The sequence below is a fragment of the Dechloromonas sp. ARDL1 genome, assembly GCF_051122455.1.
GTDB lineage: Bacteria > Pseudomonadota > Gammaproteobacteria > Burkholderiales > Rhodocyclaceae > Azonexus.
In genome coordinates this window covers 4,419,101-4,439,099 of record NZ_CP168939.1, presented here as the reverse complement: position 1 = coordinate 4,439,099, position 19,999 = coordinate 4,419,101, and the positions used below count along the sequence as shown (strand labels likewise).

Below are 19,999 nucleotides of genomic sequence, written 5' to 3'. Positions count from 1 at the left end.
ATGAGCATGCACGAAAATCGCCCCACGCCCGCCAGCGATGGCGACGAAGGCGTCGCGCATTGCGTCACCTTCGTTCTCGGCGACGAGATGTTCGCGATCGGCATCCACCATATCCGCGAAATCATCGAATACGAAGAAATCACCACCGTTCCGATGATGCCGGTGTTCGTTCGCGGCATCATCAACCTGCGCGGCGCGGTCGTCCCGGTAATTGACCTCTCGTCGCGCTTCGGGCGTCCATTGAGCGAGATCAAGCCGGGGACCTGCATCGCCATCCTCAGCATCGAGGGTGACGACGAATTCTCCCTGCTCGGCATCCTGCTCGACGGCGTGCGCGAGGTGGTCGAGATTCCGCTTCATGCAATCGAGCCGCCGCCCTCATTCGGCACCCGCCTGCGCAGCGAATTCATCCAGGGCATAACGACCGTCGCCGGCCGCTTTGTCATCCTGCTCGACGTCCAAAAAGCACTATCGGTCACCGAATTGAGCGAACTCGCCGACGAAGTGGCAAGAGCCCATTGCAGCGATTCGCTGCTCGGTGAATCCGCCCGGGCATCAACCTGAAGCGCTCCCCATGCCCACCCCGCTGACCCAAGCCGACTTTCTACGCATACGCCGCTTCATGTACGAAGCGTCCGGCGTCGATTTGTCACCCAGCAAGCATGCGATGGTCGAGGCGCGCCTGACGAAGCGGGTCAGCCAACTCGGGCTCAGGGGGTTTTCCGAATACTGGAATGTGGTCAGCGCACCGGAATCCGAAGCTGAGCGGCAACACGTCATCAACGCCTTATCGACCAACGAAACCTATTTTTTCCGCGAACCCGACCACTTCAGCTGGCTGGCTGAATTCGCCCGCGCCAATCAAACACCGGGGCAACCCTTCCGCGTGTGGTCCGCTGCAGCCTCCAGCGGAGAGGAGGCTTATTCGGCAGCCATTTCCCTGACCGAGGCGCTCGGTGAAAAAGGCGCCTTCGAGATTCTGGCCACCGATATCAATACCGAGGTACTGAAAGAAGCCCGCAGCGCGATCTACCCGCGCGACGAGGTGCGCAAGCTTCCCCCCAATTTCATACAACGCTACTTCCTGTGGGGACGCGACGAATACCGCGGCATGCTGATGGTCGCCCCCGAAGTCAGTCGACGAGTGCGTTTCCAGCAACTCAACCTGAACCAGTGCGAACGCAGCGCGATCGGCCTGTTCGACGTGATCTTCCTGCGCAATGTGATGATCTATTTCAACCCGTCGACCAAGGAAAGCCTTCTGGCGCAGATTTGCGACAAGCTGAAAGACAACGGCGTACTGGTCATCAGCCACGCGGAAACCATTACCGGCCTGAACACCCCCTTGGTTCAGATCCGTCCATCGTTGTATCGCAAGAGAAACAACAATGAATAAAACCATCACCGTCCATATCGTCGACGACTCAGCGGTTGTTCGCGAGGTGCTCAGCACCATTCTGGGCAAGGCACCCGATATCGAGGTCATCGCGGCATCGCCCGACCCCTTGTTCGCGATCGAAAAACTCAACCGTCGCTGGCCCGACGTGATCATCCTCGATATCGAGATGCCGCGCATGGATGGCCTCAGCTTCCTGCGCAAGATTATGAAGGAACATCCAACACCGGTGATCATCTGCTCGTCGCTGGCCGAAGCCGGGATGCCGGTGACGCTGGATGCAATGGCGGCCGGCGCGGTATCCATCGTCACCAAGCCCAAGGTCGGCCTGCGCGACTTTCTCGGCGATGCCGCCCGCCAGTTGATCGATGAAGTGCGCGCCGCGGCAGGCGCCCGCCTGGGCAACCTGAGAACGACCGAGCCCCCTCAGATCACAACTCCGCAAAAACTCAGCGCAGATGCGATGCTCTCGGCGCCGACCGGTCGCAACATGTTTCGCACTACGGAGCGCATCGTTGCGCTCGGCACCTCGACCGGCGGCACCCAGGCGCTTGAGTATGTTCTGCCCCGGCTGCCCCGTGACTGCCCAGGCATCGTCGTGGTGCAGCACATGCCGGAAGCGTTTACCGCCTCGTTTGCCCGTCGCCTCGACCAACTGAGCCAGATTGAAGTCAAGGAGGCCAGCAATGGCGACCGCCTGGTCGCCGGGCTGGCCCTGATCGCTCCCGGCGGCAAGCACCTGATGCTCAACCGCAGCGGCACGCAGTACATCGCCGAAGTACGTGACGGCCCCCTGGTCTCCCGGCACAAACCGTCGGTCGACGTCCTGTTCCGCTCCGTCGCCATCAGCGCCGGCAGCAACGCCACGGGAATCATCATGACCGGCATGGGCGACGACGGTGCCCGCGGCCTCGGCGAAATGCTCGCCAACGGCGCCCGCACCATCGCTCAGGACGAAAAGACCTGTGTCGTCTTCGGCATGCCCAAGGTTGCGATTGAGCTTGGTTCCGCACAAAGAGTGGTTTCGTTGAAAGATATTCCCTCGTTGATCTGCGAGGCTTAAGGAGCACCCCATGAATCCACCTCTCACCCAATGGCAAGGACGTACAGCGATGGTGGTCGACGATTCGCCCAGCATGCGCCTTGAGTGCTCTCGAATACTGCGGGAACTCGGCTTCGCCAACATCCTGCTGGCAGAAAACGGACAACATGCCCTGAATCAGCTGATGCAAGGACAGTTGATCGACTTCCTGCTGACCGACCTCAACATGCCGGTACTTGACGGGGTCGAACTGCTGGACGCCGTCGAGAAATCCTTCAGCGGCAAACTGTATGTTGGCGTGATGAGCGGACTCGACAGCAGTTTGCTGTCTTCAGTACGGGAAATCGTGACCGGCAGCGAGCTTGAATTGGTCGCCATCCTGCCCAAGCCGATCACGAGCGACTGCCTGTACCGCGCCCTCAAGCCCCACGACCCGAGTCACCATCAGTTCATTTCCCGCCAGCACGGCACCTTCCCCCCCTTGTTCAGCGACGAGTTTGCCAACGCCATGCAATCGGGCGAAATCCTGGCCTATTACCAACCGAAAATCTCGCTGACCGATGATCAGATTGTCGGCGTCGAAGTCCTGGCTCGCTGGCAGCACCCAAAGCACGGCCTGGTACCACCGGCCGCCTTCCTCGAACATATCGAAAACGGCCCGCTGGCACTTCCGCACTTTCTTTTCCAGCTCGCCACCACGCTGGATTTTCTCAAGGAAGCAAGCGCCTACCACCCCGGATTCTGCGCCAGCATGAACCTCCCCGTCCCGCTGCTGAGCGAACATGAACTGGTCGACAAAATCGCCTCTCTGGTCGAACGAACGGATATTTCCGCTGCGCAACTCACCTTCGAAGTCACCGAAACCTCGGTCATGTCCAACCTCAAAGCCTGCCTCAGTACGCTGACACGCTTGCGCATCAAGGGCTTCGGCATCGCCATGGACGACTACGGCACCGGTTATTCATCGATGAAGCAATTGGCCAAGTGCCCCTTTACCGAGCTCAAGATCGACCGCTCCTTTGTCCATGCCGCGTCGTCAGATCAGAAACTCCTCTCCATCCTGACCGCGGCAATCAATATCTCCCAGGAACTCAAGCTGACCTCGGTTGCCGAAGGCGTCGAGGACTTCGAAGACTGGCGCCTGGCGCGCAGCCTGAATTGCGAAATCGGACAAGGTTATTACTTCAGCCGCCCGCTACCGAAACCAGAAATGCTGGCCTATCTGATCAAGCGCAGCGAATGACCCCGACCCGACCACTGTTTTTGCTCCATTGGCCGGAAGCTCCGCGCCATCGGCCTGCCGAATGCAGCGCATGCTTGGCAACGCGACATACAGTACGATACGCACTGTTGCAAACGGTTACTTGAAACCGCGCGGCCCAGCCCTTATCTTGGACACATGCGCTGAACAGACATCAGCCATGACGGCCCAACCCTCCCCTGACCCCCAAGGGCCGTCCAGAAAGCCTCGTACTCCCCCCGGTACGAGGCTTTCGCCTTTCTGGCGAAGGAATCCTTTTCCAGCTAGGCTAGCGACATGGCAAAACGTAGAAAGAAGAAGCCCGAGCGCATCGTCCACCTGTCCGCCGGACCGTTGCCGGAACGTCATGCACCACGCTTTGCCAACCAGGCGCTACTCTTCACCGACGCCAGTCGCCTGCGCCACGGCGGGCTGGCCGCAGCCCTCTATCGCACGGCCGACGCCACGGTACAAGTCTTCACGCGCAGCGTGGCACTGACCGGCAGCAATGAGCTGGAGCTTCAGGCAGCCATCTTCGGGCTGGAGCTAGCCGCCTTGCACATCCCCGACACGTACTTTGCCCTCTTCTCGGACAATCAGGATGCCATCACCCGCCTGACCCGAGCCAAGCGGCTGGACGCCCCCCAGGACGAGCAACTCGGCCTGCTGTTTCCCGGTGTGGACCTCGATGCCTTGTTGCAATACGCCACGCCCGTCTGGGTTCAGGGCCATGGCCGCTGCCGCGGGAATGCGCTGGCCGATTGGCATGCCCGGCTGGCGGCTGGCGGCACCCCGCCGCCGGATGATCCGTTCAGTCCTTGACCCAGGGCTGCAGCAACTGGCGCAGCGCCCCTTCGTTCCAGCCCTTGATCACATCGTCGCCGACCACGATCAACGGCACGCCGTTGCCGCCAAGCTTGCGATGCTCCTTGAGTGCCTCGGAACTTTTTTCGATGTCGTACTCGGTATAGCGAATGCCATTGGCCGCAAAGAACTCGCGGGTCATCTTGCAGTATCCGCACCATTCGGTTGCATACAGGCGGACTTCGGGCTGGCTCGCCGAGGCTGCCGCAATCGGTGCCGCCCCCGACGGGAGCAGCGGGCGGCCAAACCAGAAGGCCGCGCCGAACGCGAGCAGCACGAGGAACCAGCGCCCAGTGCCGGCACGCCTCGCCGGTTGCACGTTGGGGCCATACTCGCGCAGTCCTTGTGGTGGCAACGAACTGCTCGCCTTGTCGTAAGCTTTTTCACAGGCAGGGCATTGCCAGTCCGGCGCCGTTTCGTCGGCCTTGCGGGCATGGTTGCAGTGAGGGCAAATGCGGGACACGTCGTAATCTTTCGCAGAAGGGTTCAGGAATGCTTGATCAGTGCCTTGGCCGGTGCCCACTGGCGACGACTGACCGGGAGTTTTTCCGGAACACCGCGCAGCAAGGCCCAGCCATAGGCTTCGATATCGTCGCCCGCCGCCTTCTCGAAGCCGGCCAGGGCATTTTTGGCCACCAGCACGGCACGGTGCAGACGCATGAATCGCTCGGCAAACTCGTGCTCCAGGTGGGTCAGCGCCTCGTCGAGCAGGTATTCACGTTCGGCGGTGCGCGCGGTCACATACTTGAGGTCAGCCTTGAAATACAGCACCTCGCCAACCGGAACCAGCAGCAGCCTGCCCCGTTCGTGGCAGGATAGGTGCGTCCGCCCACCACCTCGTATTTCGTTGCCGATGCTGGTCAACAGGACAGGGTCGGGATGCAGCGCCGGTACTTTCTGCAAGGCGGCCAGCAGGCGCTGGGCACGTACCGGCTTGAGGAGGTAGTCGACGGCGTTCAGATCGAAAGCCTGCACTGCGTAGTTGTCGTAAGCCGTCGTGAAGATCACGGCTGGCGGTTTTTCGAGGCGACCGAGATGGGTCGCCAACTCGATGCCATCCATGACCGGCATGCGGATATCCGCCAGCACGATATCGACGGCATTGGCACGCAGGAATTCGAGCGCCAGCAGGCCGTTGGCCGCTTCGCCCACCACCGTGCTCGGCAACTGGACGGCGAGGTCGCCGAGCAGCGTGCGCAGGCGGTCGCGAGCCAGCGGCTCGTCATCGACAATGAGAATTCTCAGCGGGCTTTCGTTTGACATGGCAGCGTGATGCGGACCTCGTAGCGATGCTCACTGATTTCAGTTTCCAGACGAGCTTCGAGATCGTAATACAGGAGCAGACGTTCGCGAATATTCGCCAAGGCCATGTGGTTGCCGACGGCATGCTGGGGCTGACCGGCGGTCGGATTGGCGATAACGATGTGCAAGGTATCGCTCCCTTGCTGGATTGCCACGCTCACCACGCCACCGTCCGGCGACGGTTCGATACCATGGTAAACGGCGTTCTCCAGTAACGGCTGCAACATCAATGGCGGAATCGGCAGGCTCATGTCGACTTCGTCCAGTTGCCAGTCGACCGCCAGGCGCTCGCCGAGCCGCAGCTTCTCCAAGTCGAGATACTGTCGTCCCAGGGAGATTTCGTCTGCCAGGCTGACCAGTTCGCCCGGATCCCGCATGGCGGCACGGAACAGATCGGACAAGGACTCCAGCGCCTCCTCGGCCTGCTGGGGACGTGCCCGGATCAGCGACAGGACGGCATTCAACGTGTTGAACAGGAAGTGCGGCCGGATACGGGCGTTCAGCGCCGCCAGCCGAGCCTCCGCCTGGGCCGGAGACAGCGCCCGCGAACGCAATTCGAAATAGGCGAGCAGCAGGGCGGCGGTGGCCATGGCGAGCAGCACGGCACGCAAGGCCGCTCCAGCCTCGATCAGCGCCAGGCTGCGGGCGTACAGGAACATGGCAGCCGCCAGCCCTCCGGCCAATCCGACGACGCATGCCTGGCCAAGACGCAGCGGCAAGCGCCACAGGACATCGCGCACCAGAGAGAGCAGGCCCAGCTCGATCAACAGCAGAGGCTCGACGACGGCAGCCAGTTGCAGATAGCTCTCCAGCCATTTCCCGATATCGCCCGCCTGGACCAGGGCGGCCAGCGCCGCCAGTCCGTTGACGCCGAGCAGTGCGCGCAGCATCACGCCAAAATTGCGCCAGTCGGGCAAGGGGTGTGTCGCGGGAAAGTGCCGTATACTTGCCATCTTTGTGCGGGTTTCTTCGAAATTCGTCGCCAACCTGCCCCATTTTAGACCAGAGCCATGACTTCCAACGCCAATCAATACACCTGGGCCGGCCGTTTCTCCGAGCCGGTTTCCGACCTCGTCAAGCGCTACACTGCTTCCGTCGACTTCGACAAGCGCATGTGGCGCCAGGACATCCGCGGCTCGCTCGCGCACGCCAAGATGCTGGCCAAGCAAGGCATCATCAGCGCCCAGGATCTTGCCGACATCGAGCGCGGCATGGCGCAGGTCTCCGCCGAAATCGAATCCGGCCAACTGGAATGGTCGATCGACCTGGAAGACGTGCACCTCAACGTCGAAAAGCGCCTGACCGCCCTCGTCGGCGATGCCGGTAAACGGCTGCACACCGGCCGCTCCCGGAACGACCAGGTGGCCACCGACATCCGCCTCTATCTGCGCGACTCGATCGACGACATCCAGGTCCTGCTCAAGGCCTTCCGCAGCGCGCTGGTCGATCTGGCCGAAAAGGAAGCGGCAACCCCGATGCCGGGCTTCACGCACCTGCAGGTGGCGCAGCCGGTCACCTTCGGCCACCACATGCTGGCCTACTTCGAGATGTTCGGCCGCGACGCCGAGCGCTTCGCCGACGCCCGCAAACGCACCAACCGCCTGCCGCTGGGTTCTGCCGCACTGGCCGGCACGACCTACCCGATCGACCGCGCATTCGTCGCCGCCGAACTGGGTTTCGAAGATGTCTGCGAAAACTCGCTCGATGCTGTCTCCGACCGCGACTTCGCCATCGAATTCACCTCGGCCTGCGCCCTGCTGATGATGCACATCAGCCGCCTGTCCGAAGAACTGGTCATGTGGATGAGCCCGCGCGTCGGCTTCATCCAGATCGCCGACCGTTTCTGCACCGGCTCCTCGATCATGCCGCAGAAGAAGAACCCGGATGTGCCTGAGCTCGCCCGTGGCAAGACCGGCCGCGTCTACGGCCAGCTGATGAGCCTCCTGACCCTGATGAAGTCGCAACCGCTGGCCTACAACAAGGATAATCAGGAAGACAAGGAACCGCTGTTCGACGCCGTCGACACCGTCACCGACACCCTGCGCATCTTCGCCGACATGGCCGGTGGCATCACCGTCCGCGCCGAGAACATGAAGGCCGCGCTGACCCAGGGCTTCGCCACCGCGACCGACCTTGCCGACTATCTGGTCAAGAAGGGCCTGCCCTTCCGCGACGCGCACGAAGCCGTCGGCCACGCCGTCAAGGCGGCAGAAGCCAAGGGCGTCGATCTGCCGCAACTGACGCTCGACGAGATCCGCGCCTTCTGCCCGCAGGTGGAATCGGACGTTTTCGCCGTATTGACCGTCGAAGGCTCACTGGCCAGCCGCAACCACATCGGCGGCACCGCGCCGGAACAGGTCAAGGCCGCAATCGTTCGAGCCCGCCAACGCCTCGGCTAAAGGTACACCTCGCATCCGAAAACCGCCGGCAACCCCGGCGGTTTTTTTGCGCCCATCGCTTTCACGGGGTAATATATAAGCACATTCTGATTTACATAACAAACGCACAACGATCACCCAAGGAAGAAACAGCATGTACGCATCCATTGCCGATAACACCCCGCTCATCAAGGTCACAACAGGCAAGCACGAAGCCAGTTACGCACTGGACGGCTCGCTGATGAACCCTCTCGAAGCCTTTTATGCCGCGCTGGCCGCGTGCGCCATTGTCTTCGCCAAGAAGGCCTGCAAGGGCCTGGGCATCAAGGCGGAAGGCATCGCCGTCGAATGCAAGCCCTTCGCCGGCCCCGGCGGCCCGCTGACGCTGAGCAAGTTCAGGACAGAAGTCCGCTTCCCGGCCGATTTCACAGCCGAACAGAAGGCGGTGATCCTCGACAGCATCGCCCACTGCGCGGTCAAGGAAATCGTCGTCGACGGCCCAAGCATCGATTTTCAGGTCAGCGAAGTTTAGAAGCGCTGACAAAATCAAGCGGAGCTGCCCGGGCAAGGCAGGCTGGCAAAGGCAGTACGAGCAGTAAGGCAAGGAGACCCAACGAGGCCGCGGGCATTTTGCCAGTGTAAATTGAATCTTTTTTTTCGGACAGACGGCAGCCCAACACCGGCGTTGCCGCTCGGTTACCGGTTGCGCGGCCTTGTGTCGCCTACCGGTGCCCGCTACAGTATGCGAAACGATTCTTGCACGGAGTTTTTCGCATGCGACCAGGGCCTTACTCCTGGCAATCCCTGAAAACTCAACTGGCGCTTGTCACGCTCGCCATTTTCCTGATTGCCCTCTGGTCACTCTCGTACTACAGCTATCGCATTCTTCGTCAGGACACCGAGAAACTGTTGGGGGACCAACAATTCGCCACCGTATCCGTTGTTGCCGCAAGCATCAATGAAGAAATCGAACAACGCTTTGTTGCGCTCGAATTGCTGGCCAAGCAAGTCACACCCGAGGCGCTCCAACGCCCAGACCAACTTCACACGCTGCTGGAAAGCCAGCCGCTGCTGCTTGAACTCTACAATGCAGGCATCCGGATCACCGGCACCGATGCCGTCCCCCTCGCCTTGGCACCGCGATCCCCCGAGCGCCTGACAACCAGCTACGCCGACCGAGACTACCTGATTGCGGCGCTGAAGCACGGTCAGCGAGGCTTTGGGCGCCCCGTTGTCGGCAAGGTATCTCACGCACCGGTCATCGGCCTCGCCGTCCCTATCCGCGACTCGCAAGGAAAAATCATTGGTGCGCTCGCCGGAATCATCAATCTGGGGCGACCAACATTCATCGAGCGTAGCATCGAAACCCGGATCGGATCCCACAGCGGCTTCCTGCTGATATCCCCAAAGCATCAAATGATCATCACGGCCACCGACAAGACGCGCATCATGCAAGCAGCCCCCGCCCCCGGCCTCAACGCCATGCATGATCGCTACATGCAGGGCTATGAAGGCTACGGCGTCGCCGTCAATTCGCGCGGGGTAGAGGAAATCTCGGCCGGCCGGCGCATTCCTGTCGCCGACTGGTTTGTCGTCACCACCTTGCCGACCAGCACAGCCTTCGCGCCGATCGCATCGATCTGGAAAAAAATGCTGTTCGCCACACTGGCCTTGTCCCTGCTCGCCTGCCTGCTGACCTGGTGGATCACGACGCATTTGTTGCGCAAACGACTCGCCCCTCTGATCGCCGCCACACACGCCCTGAACTCGCCCGTTTACGACCCGGCGTTGCCGGACAATCTGCCCATTCTGTGTGCTGACGAAATCGGCGAACTGGTCGTCGCCTTCAACCGGCTGCTTGCCACCTCGCGCAACCGCGAGGCGCTGCTCGGCAAGCAAACCGAGGCGCTGCGCTCCGAACAAGCAGTTTCGAAAAAGACGGCGGGCGAGCTTGCCCAGGTCAACGCCCACCTCAATGCACTCATCGAATACCTGCCCGACCTGTTGTGGCTGAAAGATCCGGATGGGGTGTATCTCGCCTGCAATCCTCGCTTCGAGGCTTTCTTCGGCACCTCCAAGGAAAATATCCTCGGCCGTACCGATTACGATTTTGTCGACAAGGAACTGGCCGATTTTTTCCGGGAGCACGACCGCAAGGCCATGCAGCGCGGCCTCCCCAGCGTGAACGAGGAATGGATCACCTTCGCCAACGACGGGCATAGCGAATTGCTGGAAACAACTAAGGTGCCGGTCATCGACGGACAGGGCAAGTTGATCGGCGTACTGGGCATCGGGCACGACATCTCCGAACGCAAGCGCAACGAAGCCGAGCTGGAAAGGCATCGCCAACAACTCGAAACTCTGGTTGGCGCGCGCACGATGGAGTTACGCCAGGCCAAGGAGCAGGCGGAAGCGGCCAACCAGGCGAAAAGCACCTTCCTGGCCAACATGAGCCACGAATTGCGCACGCCGATGAATGCCATCATGGGCATGACCGAGAGCGCCTTGCAGCGAAGCAACGACCCCCAGCAAAAAGAACGGCTCAGCAAGGTCATGCACGCCTCGCGCCATCTTCTCGCGGTCATCAGCGACATTCTCGACCTGTCGAAAATAGAAGCCGAGCGAATGACGCTCGAGCAGACGGCATTTACGCTCGAGGGCATTCTGCGTGACATGGATGCTTTGCTCGGAGGCAAGGCCCACGAAAAAGGGCTGAACCTGAACATCGACTTGCCCGCCGAACTCGGCACACAACACCTGTGCGGCGATCCGGTCCGCTTGCGCCAGATCATGATCAACCTTGTCGGGAACGCCATCAAATTCACGCCGCAAGGCGGCCGTGTCGATGTCCGTATCACGCTCCTTGACGAAAGCGAGACCGATTTGCACTACCGTATCGAGGTGATCGATACCGGTATTGGCATTGCCGAATCCAGCCTGCCTCGCCTGTTCAACACTTTCGAGCAGAGCGACAACACGATGACCCGCAAGTATGGCGGCACGGGGCTGGGACTGGCCATCTGCAAACGCTTGATTGCGCTGATGGGTGGCGACATCGGCGTCAGCAGCCTTGAGGGATCGGGCACCACTTTCTGGTTCTCCCTCCAACAGCGCAAGGCAACGACCGAGGCGGATAATACCGGCACGATCAGCGAGGATGCCTGTGCCGCCATCGCCCGGGAGTTTTCGGGGTGGACCATCCTGCTCGCCGAGGACGAGCCGATCAATCAGGAGGTCACCTGCGAACTACTGATCGACAGTGGCCTCAAGGTCGACGTTGCCGATGATGGTGCGACCGCCGTCACCCTGGCAGGCCGCAAGCCGTACGCTCTGATCCTGATGGACATGCAGATGCCCGTCATGAACGGCATCGACGCCACCCGGGCCATTCGCGCCCTCCCCGGCTACGCGCGGGTTCCCGTTCTGGCCATGACGGCCAATGCCTTCGCCGAGGACCGCCAGCGCTGCCTGGAAGCCGGCATGAACGACCACATCGGCAAACCGGTGGCGCCCGACATGCTTTTCCAGAGCATCCTCAGGTGGCTGCGCCATACAAATGACAAGGCCGGCTCAGCGGCCGGCCCTGGGAATTGAGCAAACGAAGCGATCAGGCTTGCGCAATACCCTCGAGCAGTTGCTGCAACTCGCCGGAGTGGTACATCTCCTTCATGATGTCGCAGCCGCCGATAAATTCGCCCTTGATATAGAGCTGCGGGATGGTCGGCCAATTGGCGTATTCCTTGACGCCCTGGCGGATTTCCTCGTCGGCCAACACATTGACAGTGACGAAATCGTTGACACCGCAGACCTTCAGGATCTGTACGGCAGTGGCCGAAAAGCCGCACTGTGGGAAGCGGGCATCGCCTTTCATATAAAGGACGACCGGGTTGCCGGTCACGGTTTCGCGGATGCGTTGCTGAACGTCGGACATGGAATCTCCAGATTACAGTTGGGCGCCTGATACGCGGTCGATGCCGGCCAGGTCGGGATGAGTGAATGGGGCTTTGAACCCGGCCTCGGCCAATAAGTTCCGGCTGGCGGCACCTTGATCGTAGCCATGCTCGAATAATAGCCAGCCGCCGGGATTCAAGTGGGCGGCAGCGGCAGCCACGATGCGCCGGATGCAGGCCAGGCCGTTGCCGCCGGGCTCCTGATCGCTCAGCGCCATGCGTGGCTCATGCGGCAGACCGTCCTGTTCGAGATGCGGATCGCCATCGGCCACATAGGGCGGGTTGGATACGATGAGGTCGAAACGTCGGCCGGCCAGCGGCGCGAACCAGTCGCCGGCATGGAAATCTACGCGCGCCCCGAGGCGACCGGCGTTGTTGCGGGCCACGGCCAGCGCGCCGGGCGACAGGTCGACCGCCGAGACGACGGTTCCCGGACATTCCAGCGCCAGCGAAACGGCGACGATGCCGGAGCCGGTACCAAGATCAACGACCGCCGCAGACACCCTGCCCGCCAGCCTGTCCAGGGCCAGATCAATGAGCACTTCGGTTTCCGGACGCGGAATCAGAACATCGGGCGAGACCTGGAAGATCCGCCCGCGGAATTCGGCCTCGCCGACCAGATAGGCCAGCGGTTCACCGGCGGCGCGGCGCGCCACCCATTCGGCGAACTGGTCGAACGCCGGCGCGACGACCGGCGTTTCCGGGCGCGCCAACAGGTCGGCATGCGTGCAGCCGGTGGCGTATTGCAGCAGAAGCCGGGCGTCGAGCCGATCGATCTTCTGGCGTGCCCAGGCCAAAGCCTCGCCCAGGGTCATGCTCAGTTCTGCTCCGCCAGTTCGGCCAACTGGTCGGCCTGGTGCTCCGAAGCCAGCGCACCGAGCAATTCGTCCATGTCGCCGTCCATGATGGCGGCGATCTTGTACAGCGTCAGGTTGATGCGGTGGTCGGTGATGCGCCCCTGCGGGAAGTTGTAGGTGCGGATGCGCTCGGAACGGTCGCCGGAGCCGATCAGGCTCTTGCGGGTACTGGCGATGGCGCTTTGCTGGGCGCGTACCTGGACGTCCTTGATGCGCGCGGCCAGCACGCGCATGGCCGAAGCCTTGTTGGCATGCTGCGAGCGGCCATCCTGGCACTCGGCGACGATGCCGGTTGGGATGTGCGTGATGCGCACGGCCGAATCGGTCTTGTTGATGTGCTGGCCGCCGGCGCCGGACGCGCGGAAGGTGTCGATACGCAGGTCGGCCGGATTAAGGTTAACGTCCTCGACCTCGTCGGCTTCCGGCATCACCGCGACGGTGCACGCCGAAGTATGGATGCGCCCCTGGGTTTCGGTTTCCGGCACGCGCTGCACACGATGGCCGCCGGATTCGAATTTCAGGCGCGAATAGGCGCCATTGCCGGCCAGGCGGCAGATGATCTCGCGATAGCCGCCAAGTTCCGATTCGCTGGCCGACATGATCTCGACCTGCCAGCGCTGGCGCTCGGCATAGCGCGAATACATGCGGAAGAGGTCGCCGGCGAACAGTGCCGACTCGTCACCGCCAGTTCCGGCCCGGATTTCAAGCAGGACGCTCTTCTCGTCGTTGGGATCCTTCGGCAGCAGCAGCTTTTGCAATTCGACCTCGAGTTCGGGCAGCCGCGCCTTGGCTGCCGCCATTTCCTCCTCGGCGAATTCACGCATATCGGGGTCGGCAAGCATGGCTTCGGCTTCCGCCAGATCGTTTTCGGCCTGCCGGAAGGCGTTGAACTGGATGGCCACCGGCTCGACCTCGGCCCGTTCGCGCGACAACCTGCGGAACTGCTCCATGTCGTTGGCTGCGTCGGGCGATGCCAGCATACGGTCGATTTCGTCGAGGCGATCGACCAGCAACTCCAGTTTTTGGCGAATGCTCGATTTCATCGGAAAAGTCTGCCAGGTAATTGATTCAGGGGGCGAAATTCTAACCGAGATCATCATTCGTCGGCGACGAAAGGAGATTGCCTGCTGCGCGCCATGACGTGATAATGGCCCACCTTCAGGCACCTCCCCATGAACGAAGTCTCCCATTCCCTCATCGCCCTGGCGAAAACCCTCGATCTCCGCTGGCAAAACTACCGCAGCAGCGGCGAATTCGACCAGTTCGTGGAATTCACGCTGTTGCTGAACGGCCTGACTGAGCGCCTGAACCAACACCACCTGCCGGGGCTGGCCGGCGCCTGCCAGGAACTGGAAAACCGTGCCCTGGCCTTCTTCACCGACCACACCCTGCGCCCGGTATCCGACGAACAGGCGGAGGGCATCAGCCAGCAGCTGAACGTCATCCTGCAATTGCTGCACCGGCACGAAATGCCAGCCGTCATGGCCAAGCGTCTCTCCGACGCAACGGACGAAGAGCGCGACCCCTGGGTACGCCAGCGCAACGTCCTGATCGTCTCCCGCCCCGGCCACGCCTGGCGCGCTGCATTGATCGAACAGCTTTCGTTCTACGGTTTTCGCCCCCACGGCATCGACTGGGAGGAGACGCCCGAGGCGGACGAGGAACCACTGGCCATCATCGTCGTTCCCGATCAGGAAAACAGCATCTATCCGCAGCATACGCTGGCCGCCCTGCAGAAGTTGCGCGCCCGCCACCTGGCCAGCTACGTCTATTGCCTCTCGGTGCCGGCATCGCTGGAAGCCATTGTCACCCTGCAGCGGGCCGGTGCCAACGTCTGCATCCCCGCCGAATACAAGCTGAGCGACATGCTTTCACGCATTCTCGACCTGGTCGAAAGCCGCGAACAGGAAACATATCGCGTCCTGATCGTCGAGGATTCGAAAACCGCCACCGCCCACATCCAGCGCGCGCTGAAACTGCACAGCATCGACAGCCGCGCCATCAACACGCCGCTGTCGCTGCTGCAGGCCTGCGCCGACTACCGCCCGCACGCCATCCTGATGGATATGTACATGCCGTTCTGCACCGGTGTCGAGGTGACACGCGCCCTGCGCCAGATTCCCGAATACCACGCTGTCCCGGTCATCTACCTCTCCGGGGAAACCGACATCGGGCAGCAGGTGGAAGCCTTGCGCCTGGGCGGCGACCAGTTCCTGACCAAGCCGGCCAACCCGATCATCCTTGGTGCCGTGGTCAAGACCAAGATCGACCGTTATCGCGACATGTTGCGCTCAGGACGCCACGACGGCCTGACCGGCCTGCTCAACCACTCCGCCTCCAAGGAGCAACTGGAGCAGATGCTGCGCCGCGCCCTGCCGGCCGGACATCTGACGGTAGCGATGATCGACATCGACCGCTTCAAGTCGATCAACGACAACTACGGACATCCGGTCGGCGATCAGGTCATCCGCAGCCTGGCCTGGCTGCTGCGCGGACGTCTGCGCAATACCGACCTGATTGGCCGCTACGGTGGAGAGGAGTTCATTGTCGCGCTGAGCGGCGTCGATGCCGACCTGGCGACCACCCTGCTCAATCGCATTCGCGAGGATTTCGCCCGCCTGCCGCATGCCCACGGGCGCGGCGCGTTGCGCGCCAGCTTCAGTTGCGGTGTTGCCGCCCTGCCCGATCACGTCACCGGCAGTTCGTTGATCGAAGCGGCCGACGAGGCGCTGTTGCAGGCCAAACGCGACGGGCGCAACCGGATTGTCGCAGCCGGCCGCCAGCAGCAGGAACAATAGCCGCTAACTAATCGCCTGCGTGCAGGTGGAACAGGCGGGCCGCCGCCGCCTGGAGTTCGGCACGCTCGCCGGCATTGGCCACGTTCAGTGTCTGTGTCGGGGCATGCAGGAACTTGTTGGTCAGGCGATGCGACAGGTGATCGAGCACCTTCTCGGGATTTTCGCCCTTGGCCAGGAGTTTCAGCGCATGCTCCATCTCGTGGCGGCGCATGCGTTCGGCCGAATCACGCAATGAGCGGATGACCGGCACGGTATCGCGCGACTCCAGCCAGCCGAGAAAATCCCGTACCCGGTTGGCGATGATGTCCTCGGCCTCGACCACGGCCGCCTGACGCGACTCCAGACCGCTCTCGACCACCTGTGCCAGATCGTCAACGGTGTAGAGGAAGATGTCGTCGAGCCGGCCGACCTCTTCCTCGATGTCGCGCGGCACGGCCAGGTCGACCATGAACATCGGCCGGTGGCGACGTGCCTTGATGGCCCGCTCGACCATGCCCAGGCCGATGATCGGCAAGGGGCTGGCAGTGCAGGACACGACGATGTCGTGGGCGGCGAGATGCTCGCCCAGTTCGTCGAGACGAATCGCAGTGCCCCCATACTGTTCGGCCAGCGCGCGGCCGCGCTCGATGGTGCGGTTGGCGATGGTGACCTGCTTCGGTTTCTGGGCGCAGAAATGGGCGGCGCACAATTCGATCATCTCGCCGGCACCGATGAACAGGATGCGCTGTTCGGAAATGGATTCGAAAATCCGCTCCGCCAGGTGTACGCCGGCCGCCGCCATCGACACGATGTTGGCGCCGATGGCCGTCGTGCTGCGTACCTCCTTGGCAACCGAAAAGGAGCGCTGGAAGAGCTTGTGCAATTGGGTGCCCAACGTGCCGTTTTCCTCGGCGGCACGTACCGCATCCTTCATCTGGCCCAGGATCTGCGGTTCGCCAATGACCATCGAATCGAGGCCGCTTGCAACGCGGAAGGCGTGGCGGATGGCTTCCGGCTGATCGTGGGTGTAGATATAGGGCGTCAGTTCGTGACGCGGGACCTGATGGTAGTGCGCCAGCCAATCGATCACCACATCGGGCGATTCGGCGGCACAGTAGATTTCCGTCCGATTGCAGGTAGACAGGATGGCCACCTCGCGCACCGGCCGCTCGCTGGTCAGGTCGGAGAGCGCGTGTCCCAGCTTGTCGGCGCCGAACGCCACCCGCTCACGAATGGCGAGCGGGGCGGAATGGTGGTTGATGCCGAGGGTAAATATCACCGGGTACGGTTGTTGTGCGAACGGAGTGGGGGCCGATTATAGCACCGGCCCCCGGCCACCCGATTTGCCCCGGATCAGAACAGGAACGGCTGCTTGTCGGGACTGGACTGCACTTGCATGTCGCCGCCGAAGACGCGCATCTGGCGGGGCCTGAACCAGACCGACTGACCGACCGCCAGCTGCAGCGCCTCGTGGCGCTCGCGCGACAGTTCGACCTCGACGATTTCCTGTCCATGCAGCAATTCGACGCGAACCACCGGCCCGATCGGATGCACGTGCTGCACCGTCGCCTCCAAACCGCCCTCGCTGACGACGTGCGAGATGTCGATATCGTGCGGACGGACAAAGGCCGTCGCCTTCTCCGGGGCTTCGCAGCGCTCGACCTCGGCATAGCCACCCTGAACCCGGCTGTGGAAGACGTTAACGTTGCCCAGGAACTGGTAGACAAAGGGCGAGGCCGGCGCGGAATACACCTCGTCGGGCGAGCCGATCTGCTCGATCTTGCCGTGGTTCATCACCACAACGCGATCGGCGACCTCCAGCGCCTCTTCCTGGTCGTGCGTCACGAACACCGACGAGATGTGCATGTCGTCGTGCAGGCGTCGCAGCCAGCGGCGCAGTTCCTTGCGCACCTTGGTGTCGAGTGCGCCGAAGGGTTCGTCGAGTAGCAGCACCTTCGGCTCGACGGCGAGTGCCCGGGCCAGCGCGATACGCTGGCGCTGGCCGCCGGAGAGCTGCGAGGGATAGCGGTCGGCCAGCCAATCGAGCTGGACCAGGCCGAGCAGTTCCATGACCCGGCGCTTGATCTCGGCATCGCTCGGGCGCTCCTTGCGCGGTTTGACGCGCAGGCCGAAGGCAACGTTCTCGAAGACCGTCATGTGGCGGAACAGCGCGTAATGCTGAAAGACGAAGCCGACGTTGCGGTCGCGGGCATGCAGGTGGGTGGCCTCGGCACCGGAGAACAGGATCTCGCCTTCATCAGCGGTCTCCATGCCGGCGATGATGCGCAGCAACGTGGTCTTGCCGCAGCCGGAAGGGCCGAGCAGGGCAACCAGTTCGCCAGTCGGGATGTCGAGGTTGATGTTGTCGAGCGCGACGAAGTTGCCGAAGCGCTTGGAGATGTTGCGGATTTCGATACTCATGAGGTTTTCTCGCCGGGGAGTTCAGCGTTCAGCATGTCGGTCTCGGCCTTCATGCGCCATTCGACGACAGTCTTGGCCACCAGCGTCACCAGCGCCAGCAGCGCCAGCACCGAGGCGGCGGCAAAGGCGCCGATCGCGTTGTATTCGTTGTAGAGGATTTCGACGTGCAGCGGCAGGGTGTTGGTTTCGCCGCGGATGTGGCCGGAAACCACGCTCACCGCGCCGAATTCGCCCATCGCCCGGGCATTCGACAGGATCACACCGTAGAGCAGGCCCCACTTGATGTTGGGCAGCGTGACGCGCCAGAACATCTGCCAGCCGGACGCGCCGAGGGAGATCGCCGCCTCCTCCTCGTCCTTGCCCTGCGACTGCATCAGCGGAATCAGTTCGCGGGCAATGAAGGGGAAGGTGATGAACAAGGTGGCGAGGATCATGCCCGGCACGGCGAAGATGATTTTCAGGTCGTGCGCCGCCAGCCAATCGCCGAAATACCCCTGTGAGCCGAACATCAGGATGAAGATCAGGCCGGCGACCACCGGCGACACCGCGAACGGCAGGTCGATCAGCGTAATCAGTAGGCTCTTGCCCCGGAAGTCGAACTTGGCGATGGCCCATGCCGCCGCCACACCGAACAGGATATTGAAGGGCAGCACGGCCAGCGCGATGACGATGGTCAGCCAGATCGCCGAGCGGGTTTCCGAGTCCTTCAACGCCTCAAGATAGATCGGCAAGCCCTGCGCCAGTGCTTCGACGAAGACGGCGATCAGCGGCAGGCCGAGGAAGAAGAACAGGAAGCCGAGACCGACGGCAAGCAGCGTGTAGCGCACCCAGGTCGGTTCCTGCGTCGCACGGGTCAGTTTGTTGGCACTCATGCTTCACCTGCCTTTGCCTTGCCGGCAGCGACTTCCAGCGGCTCGCTGTTCTTGTGCCGGTTGGCAGCCCACCACTGCAAGGCGTTGATGACCAGCAGCAGCACGAAGGAAATAGCCAGCATGACCACGGCCAACGCGGTGGCGCCGAGCACGTCGTACTGCTCCAGCTTGGAGATGATCAGCAGCGGCACGATTTCGGAAATCAGCGGCAGGTTGCCGGCGATGAAGATGACCGAACCGAATTCGCCGAGCGCCCGGGCGAAGGCCAGCGCGAAGCCGGTAAGCAGCGCCGGGCCGATGGCCGGGAAAATCACCTTGACGAAGGTCTGCCAACGCGACGCACCGAGCGAGGCGGCGGCCTCCTCGACCTCGGTTTCGATATCCTCGATCACCGGCTGCAGCGTGCGCACGACGAAAGGCAGGGTGATGAAGGTCAGCGCGACGACGATACCCAGCGGGGTGTAGGCGACCTTGAAGCCAAGCGGCTCGAGATGGCTGCCCAGCCAGCCGTTGCCGGCGTACAGCGTGGCCAGCGTGATACCGGCTACCGCCGTCGGCAGCGCGAAGGGCAGGTCGACCAGCGCATCGACGAAACGCTTTCCGGGGAAGGGGTAGCGCACGAGAATCCAGGCGACGATCAGGCCAAAGAAGGCATTGATCGAAGCGGCCAGCAGCGACGATACGAAGGTGACACGAAAGGCGGCCAGCGACCGCTCGCCGAGCGCAATGTCGAGAATCTGGCCGAAACCGAGCTCGGACGCCTTGAGGATCATGCCGCCCAAGGGCAGCAGGATGAGCAGCGAGAGATAGACCAACGTGTAACCCAGCGCCAGGCCGAAGCCGGGCAACACGCGTTGGGTTTTAGCAGACATGGGAACTCATTTTTTGACCGATTGTTCT

The 19,999-nt window shown here is 62.2% G+C and carries 19 protein-coding genes; 9 read left to right on the top strand and 10 right to left on the bottom strand.

Annotated elements, in window-relative coordinates; translation table 11 throughout:
* The 5 genes from AB6Q56_RS21885 to AB6Q56_RS21865 all read left to right on the top strand — a co-directional run bounded on the left by AB6Q56_RS21885 (nucleotide 1) and on the right by AB6Q56_RS21865 (nucleotide 4,500).
* Nucleotides 1-564 carry a chemotaxis protein CheW gene (locus tag AB6Q56_RS21885; protein WP_434515112.1) on the top strand — a complete coding sequence of 188 codons (564 nt, stop codon included), beginning with the start codon at nucleotides 1-3 and terminating at the stop codon, nucleotides 562-564.
* Nucleotides 565-574: 10 nt separating this feature from the next.
* Nucleotides 575-1,396 (top strand): CheR family methyltransferase, encoded by an 822-nt coding sequence (locus AB6Q56_RS21880; protein WP_434515111.1) that lies wholly within the window; start codon nucleotides 575-577, stop codon nucleotides 1,394-1,396.
* On the top strand, nucleotides 1,389-2,459 hold the full coding sequence (locus AB6Q56_RS21875) for a protein-glutamate methylesterase/protein-glutamine glutaminase (protein ID WP_434515110.1): 1,071 nt from the start codon (nucleotides 1,389-1,391) through the stop codon (nucleotides 2,457-2,459). Before AB6Q56_RS21880 ends, AB6Q56_RS21875 begins: the two co-directional genes overlap by 8 nt.
* 10 nt (nucleotides 2,460-2,469) lie before the next feature.
* On the top strand, nucleotides 2,470-3,681 hold the full coding sequence (locus tag AB6Q56_RS21870) for an EAL domain-containing protein (RefSeq protein ID WP_434515109.1): 1,212 nt from the start codon (nucleotides 2,470-2,472) through the stop codon (nucleotides 3,679-3,681).
* Nucleotides 3,682-3,975: 294 nt separating this feature from the next.
* Nucleotides 3,976-4,500, top strand: a complete 525-nt coding sequence (locus AB6Q56_RS21865; RefSeq protein ID WP_434515108.1) for a hypothetical protein — start codon at nucleotides 3,976-3,978, stop codon at nucleotides 4,498-4,500.
* On the opposite strand, the gene AB6Q56_RS21860 is transcribed toward AB6Q56_RS21865, so the two are convergent.
* Genes AB6Q56_RS21860 through AB6Q56_RS21850 form a run of 3 tightly spaced genes read right to left on the bottom strand, consistent with a single transcriptional unit; the run spans nucleotide 4,490 to nucleotide 6,797 of the window.
* A complete protein-coding gene (locus tag AB6Q56_RS21860; RefSeq protein ID WP_434515107.1) occupies nucleotides 4,490-5,005 on the bottom strand; it encodes a glutaredoxin family protein in 516 nt (171 codons plus the stop codon). The two genes, AB6Q56_RS21865 and AB6Q56_RS21860, sit on opposite strands and share 11 nt — an antisense overlap.
* A gap of 23 nt (nucleotides 5,006-5,028) precedes the next feature.
* Nucleotides 5,029-5,805 (bottom strand): LytR/AlgR family response regulator transcription factor, encoded by a 777-nt coding sequence (locus tag AB6Q56_RS21855; RefSeq protein WP_434515106.1) that lies wholly within the window; start codon nucleotides 5,803-5,805, stop codon nucleotides 5,029-5,031.
* Nucleotides 5,784-6,797 (bottom strand): sensor histidine kinase, encoded by a 1,014-nt coding sequence (locus tag AB6Q56_RS21850; RefSeq protein WP_434515105.1) that lies wholly within the window; start codon nucleotides 6,795-6,797, stop codon nucleotides 5,784-5,786. The genes AB6Q56_RS21855 and AB6Q56_RS21850 overlap by 22 nt, the downstream gene beginning before the upstream one ends.
* A gap of 57 nt (nucleotides 6,798-6,854) precedes the next feature.
* On the opposite strand from AB6Q56_RS21850, the gene argH reads away from it, so the two are divergent.
* From argH to AB6Q56_RS21835, 3 genes are all read left to right on the top strand, one after another.
* On the top strand, nucleotides 6,855-8,243 hold the full coding sequence (gene argH, locus AB6Q56_RS21845; protein WP_434515104.1) for an argininosuccinate lyase: 1,389 nt from the start codon (nucleotides 6,855-6,857) through the stop codon (nucleotides 8,241-8,243).
* A 133-nt stretch (nucleotides 8,244-8,376) separates the two neighbouring features.
* Nucleotides 8,377-8,754: an OsmC family protein gene (locus AB6Q56_RS21840; protein ID WP_434515103.1), complete on the top strand. Its 378-nt coding sequence runs from the start codon at nucleotides 8,377-8,379 to the stop codon at nucleotides 8,752-8,754.
* A 242-nt stretch (nucleotides 8,755-8,996) separates the two neighbouring features.
* Nucleotides 8,997-11,816, top strand: coding sequence for an ATP-binding protein (locus AB6Q56_RS21835; protein WP_434515102.1), 2,820 nt, complete (start codon nucleotides 8,997-8,999; stop codon nucleotides 11,814-11,816).
* A gap of 13 nt (nucleotides 11,817-11,829) precedes the next feature.
* On the opposite strand, the gene grxD is transcribed toward AB6Q56_RS21835, so the two are convergent.
* Genes grxD through prfA form a run of 3 tightly spaced genes read right to left on the bottom strand, consistent with a single transcriptional unit; the run spans nucleotide 11,830 to nucleotide 14,072 of the window.
* Nucleotides 11,830-12,153 (bottom strand): Grx4 family monothiol glutaredoxin, encoded by a 324-nt coding sequence (grxD, locus tag AB6Q56_RS21830; RefSeq protein WP_150429857.1) that lies wholly within the window; start codon nucleotides 12,151-12,153, stop codon nucleotides 11,830-11,832.
* 12 nt (nucleotides 12,154-12,165) lie between these two features.
* Complete coding sequence (prmC, locus tag AB6Q56_RS21825; protein ID WP_434515101.1) at nucleotides 12,166-12,987, bottom strand: peptide chain release factor N(5)-glutamine methyltransferase; 822 nt, start codon at nucleotides 12,985-12,987, stop codon at nucleotides 12,166-12,168.
* 2 nt (nucleotides 12,988-12,989) lie between these two features.
* A complete protein-coding gene (gene prfA, locus AB6Q56_RS21820; RefSeq protein ID WP_434515100.1) occupies nucleotides 12,990-14,072 on the bottom strand; it encodes a peptide chain release factor 1 in 1,083 nt (360 codons plus the stop codon).
* 129 nt (nucleotides 14,073-14,201) lie between these two features.
* Here prfA and AB6Q56_RS21815 point away from each other — a divergent pair, with 129 nt between their 5' ends.
* The gene (locus AB6Q56_RS21815) at nucleotides 14,202-15,827 is read left to right on the top strand and encodes a diguanylate cyclase domain-containing protein (protein ID WP_434515099.1); all 1,626 of its coding nucleotides are present in this window, start codon (nucleotides 14,202-14,204) and stop codon (nucleotides 15,825-15,827) included.
* 7 nt (nucleotides 15,828-15,834) lie between these two features.
* On the opposite strand, the gene hemA is transcribed toward AB6Q56_RS21815, so the two are convergent.
* The 4 genes from hemA to cysT form a co-directional block, all read right to left on the bottom strand.
* Nucleotides 15,835-17,085: a glutamyl-tRNA reductase gene (gene hemA / locus AB6Q56_RS21810; RefSeq protein WP_434515098.1), complete on the bottom strand. Its 1,251-nt coding sequence runs from the start codon at nucleotides 17,083-17,085 to the stop codon at nucleotides 15,835-15,837.
* Nucleotides 17,086-17,159: 74 nt separating this feature from the next.
* Complete coding sequence (locus AB6Q56_RS21805; protein WP_434515097.1) at nucleotides 17,160-18,227, bottom strand: sulfate/molybdate ABC transporter ATP-binding protein; 1,068 nt, start codon at nucleotides 18,225-18,227, stop codon at nucleotides 17,160-17,162.
* The gene (cysW, locus tag AB6Q56_RS21800; RefSeq protein ID WP_434515096.1) at nucleotides 18,224-19,099 is read right to left on the bottom strand and encodes a sulfate ABC transporter permease subunit CysW; all 876 of its coding nucleotides are present in this window, start codon (nucleotides 19,097-19,099) and stop codon (nucleotides 18,224-18,226) included. Before cysW ends, AB6Q56_RS21805 begins: the two co-directional genes overlap by 4 nt.
* Nucleotides 19,096-19,971 carry a sulfate ABC transporter permease subunit CysT gene (gene cysT / locus AB6Q56_RS21795; protein ID WP_434515095.1) on the bottom strand — a complete coding sequence of 292 codons (876 nt, stop codon included), beginning with the start codon at nucleotides 19,969-19,971 and terminating at the stop codon, nucleotides 19,096-19,098. Before cysT ends, cysW begins: the two co-directional genes overlap by 4 nt.
* Between the last annotated feature and the right edge of the window lie 28 nt (nucleotides 19,972-19,999).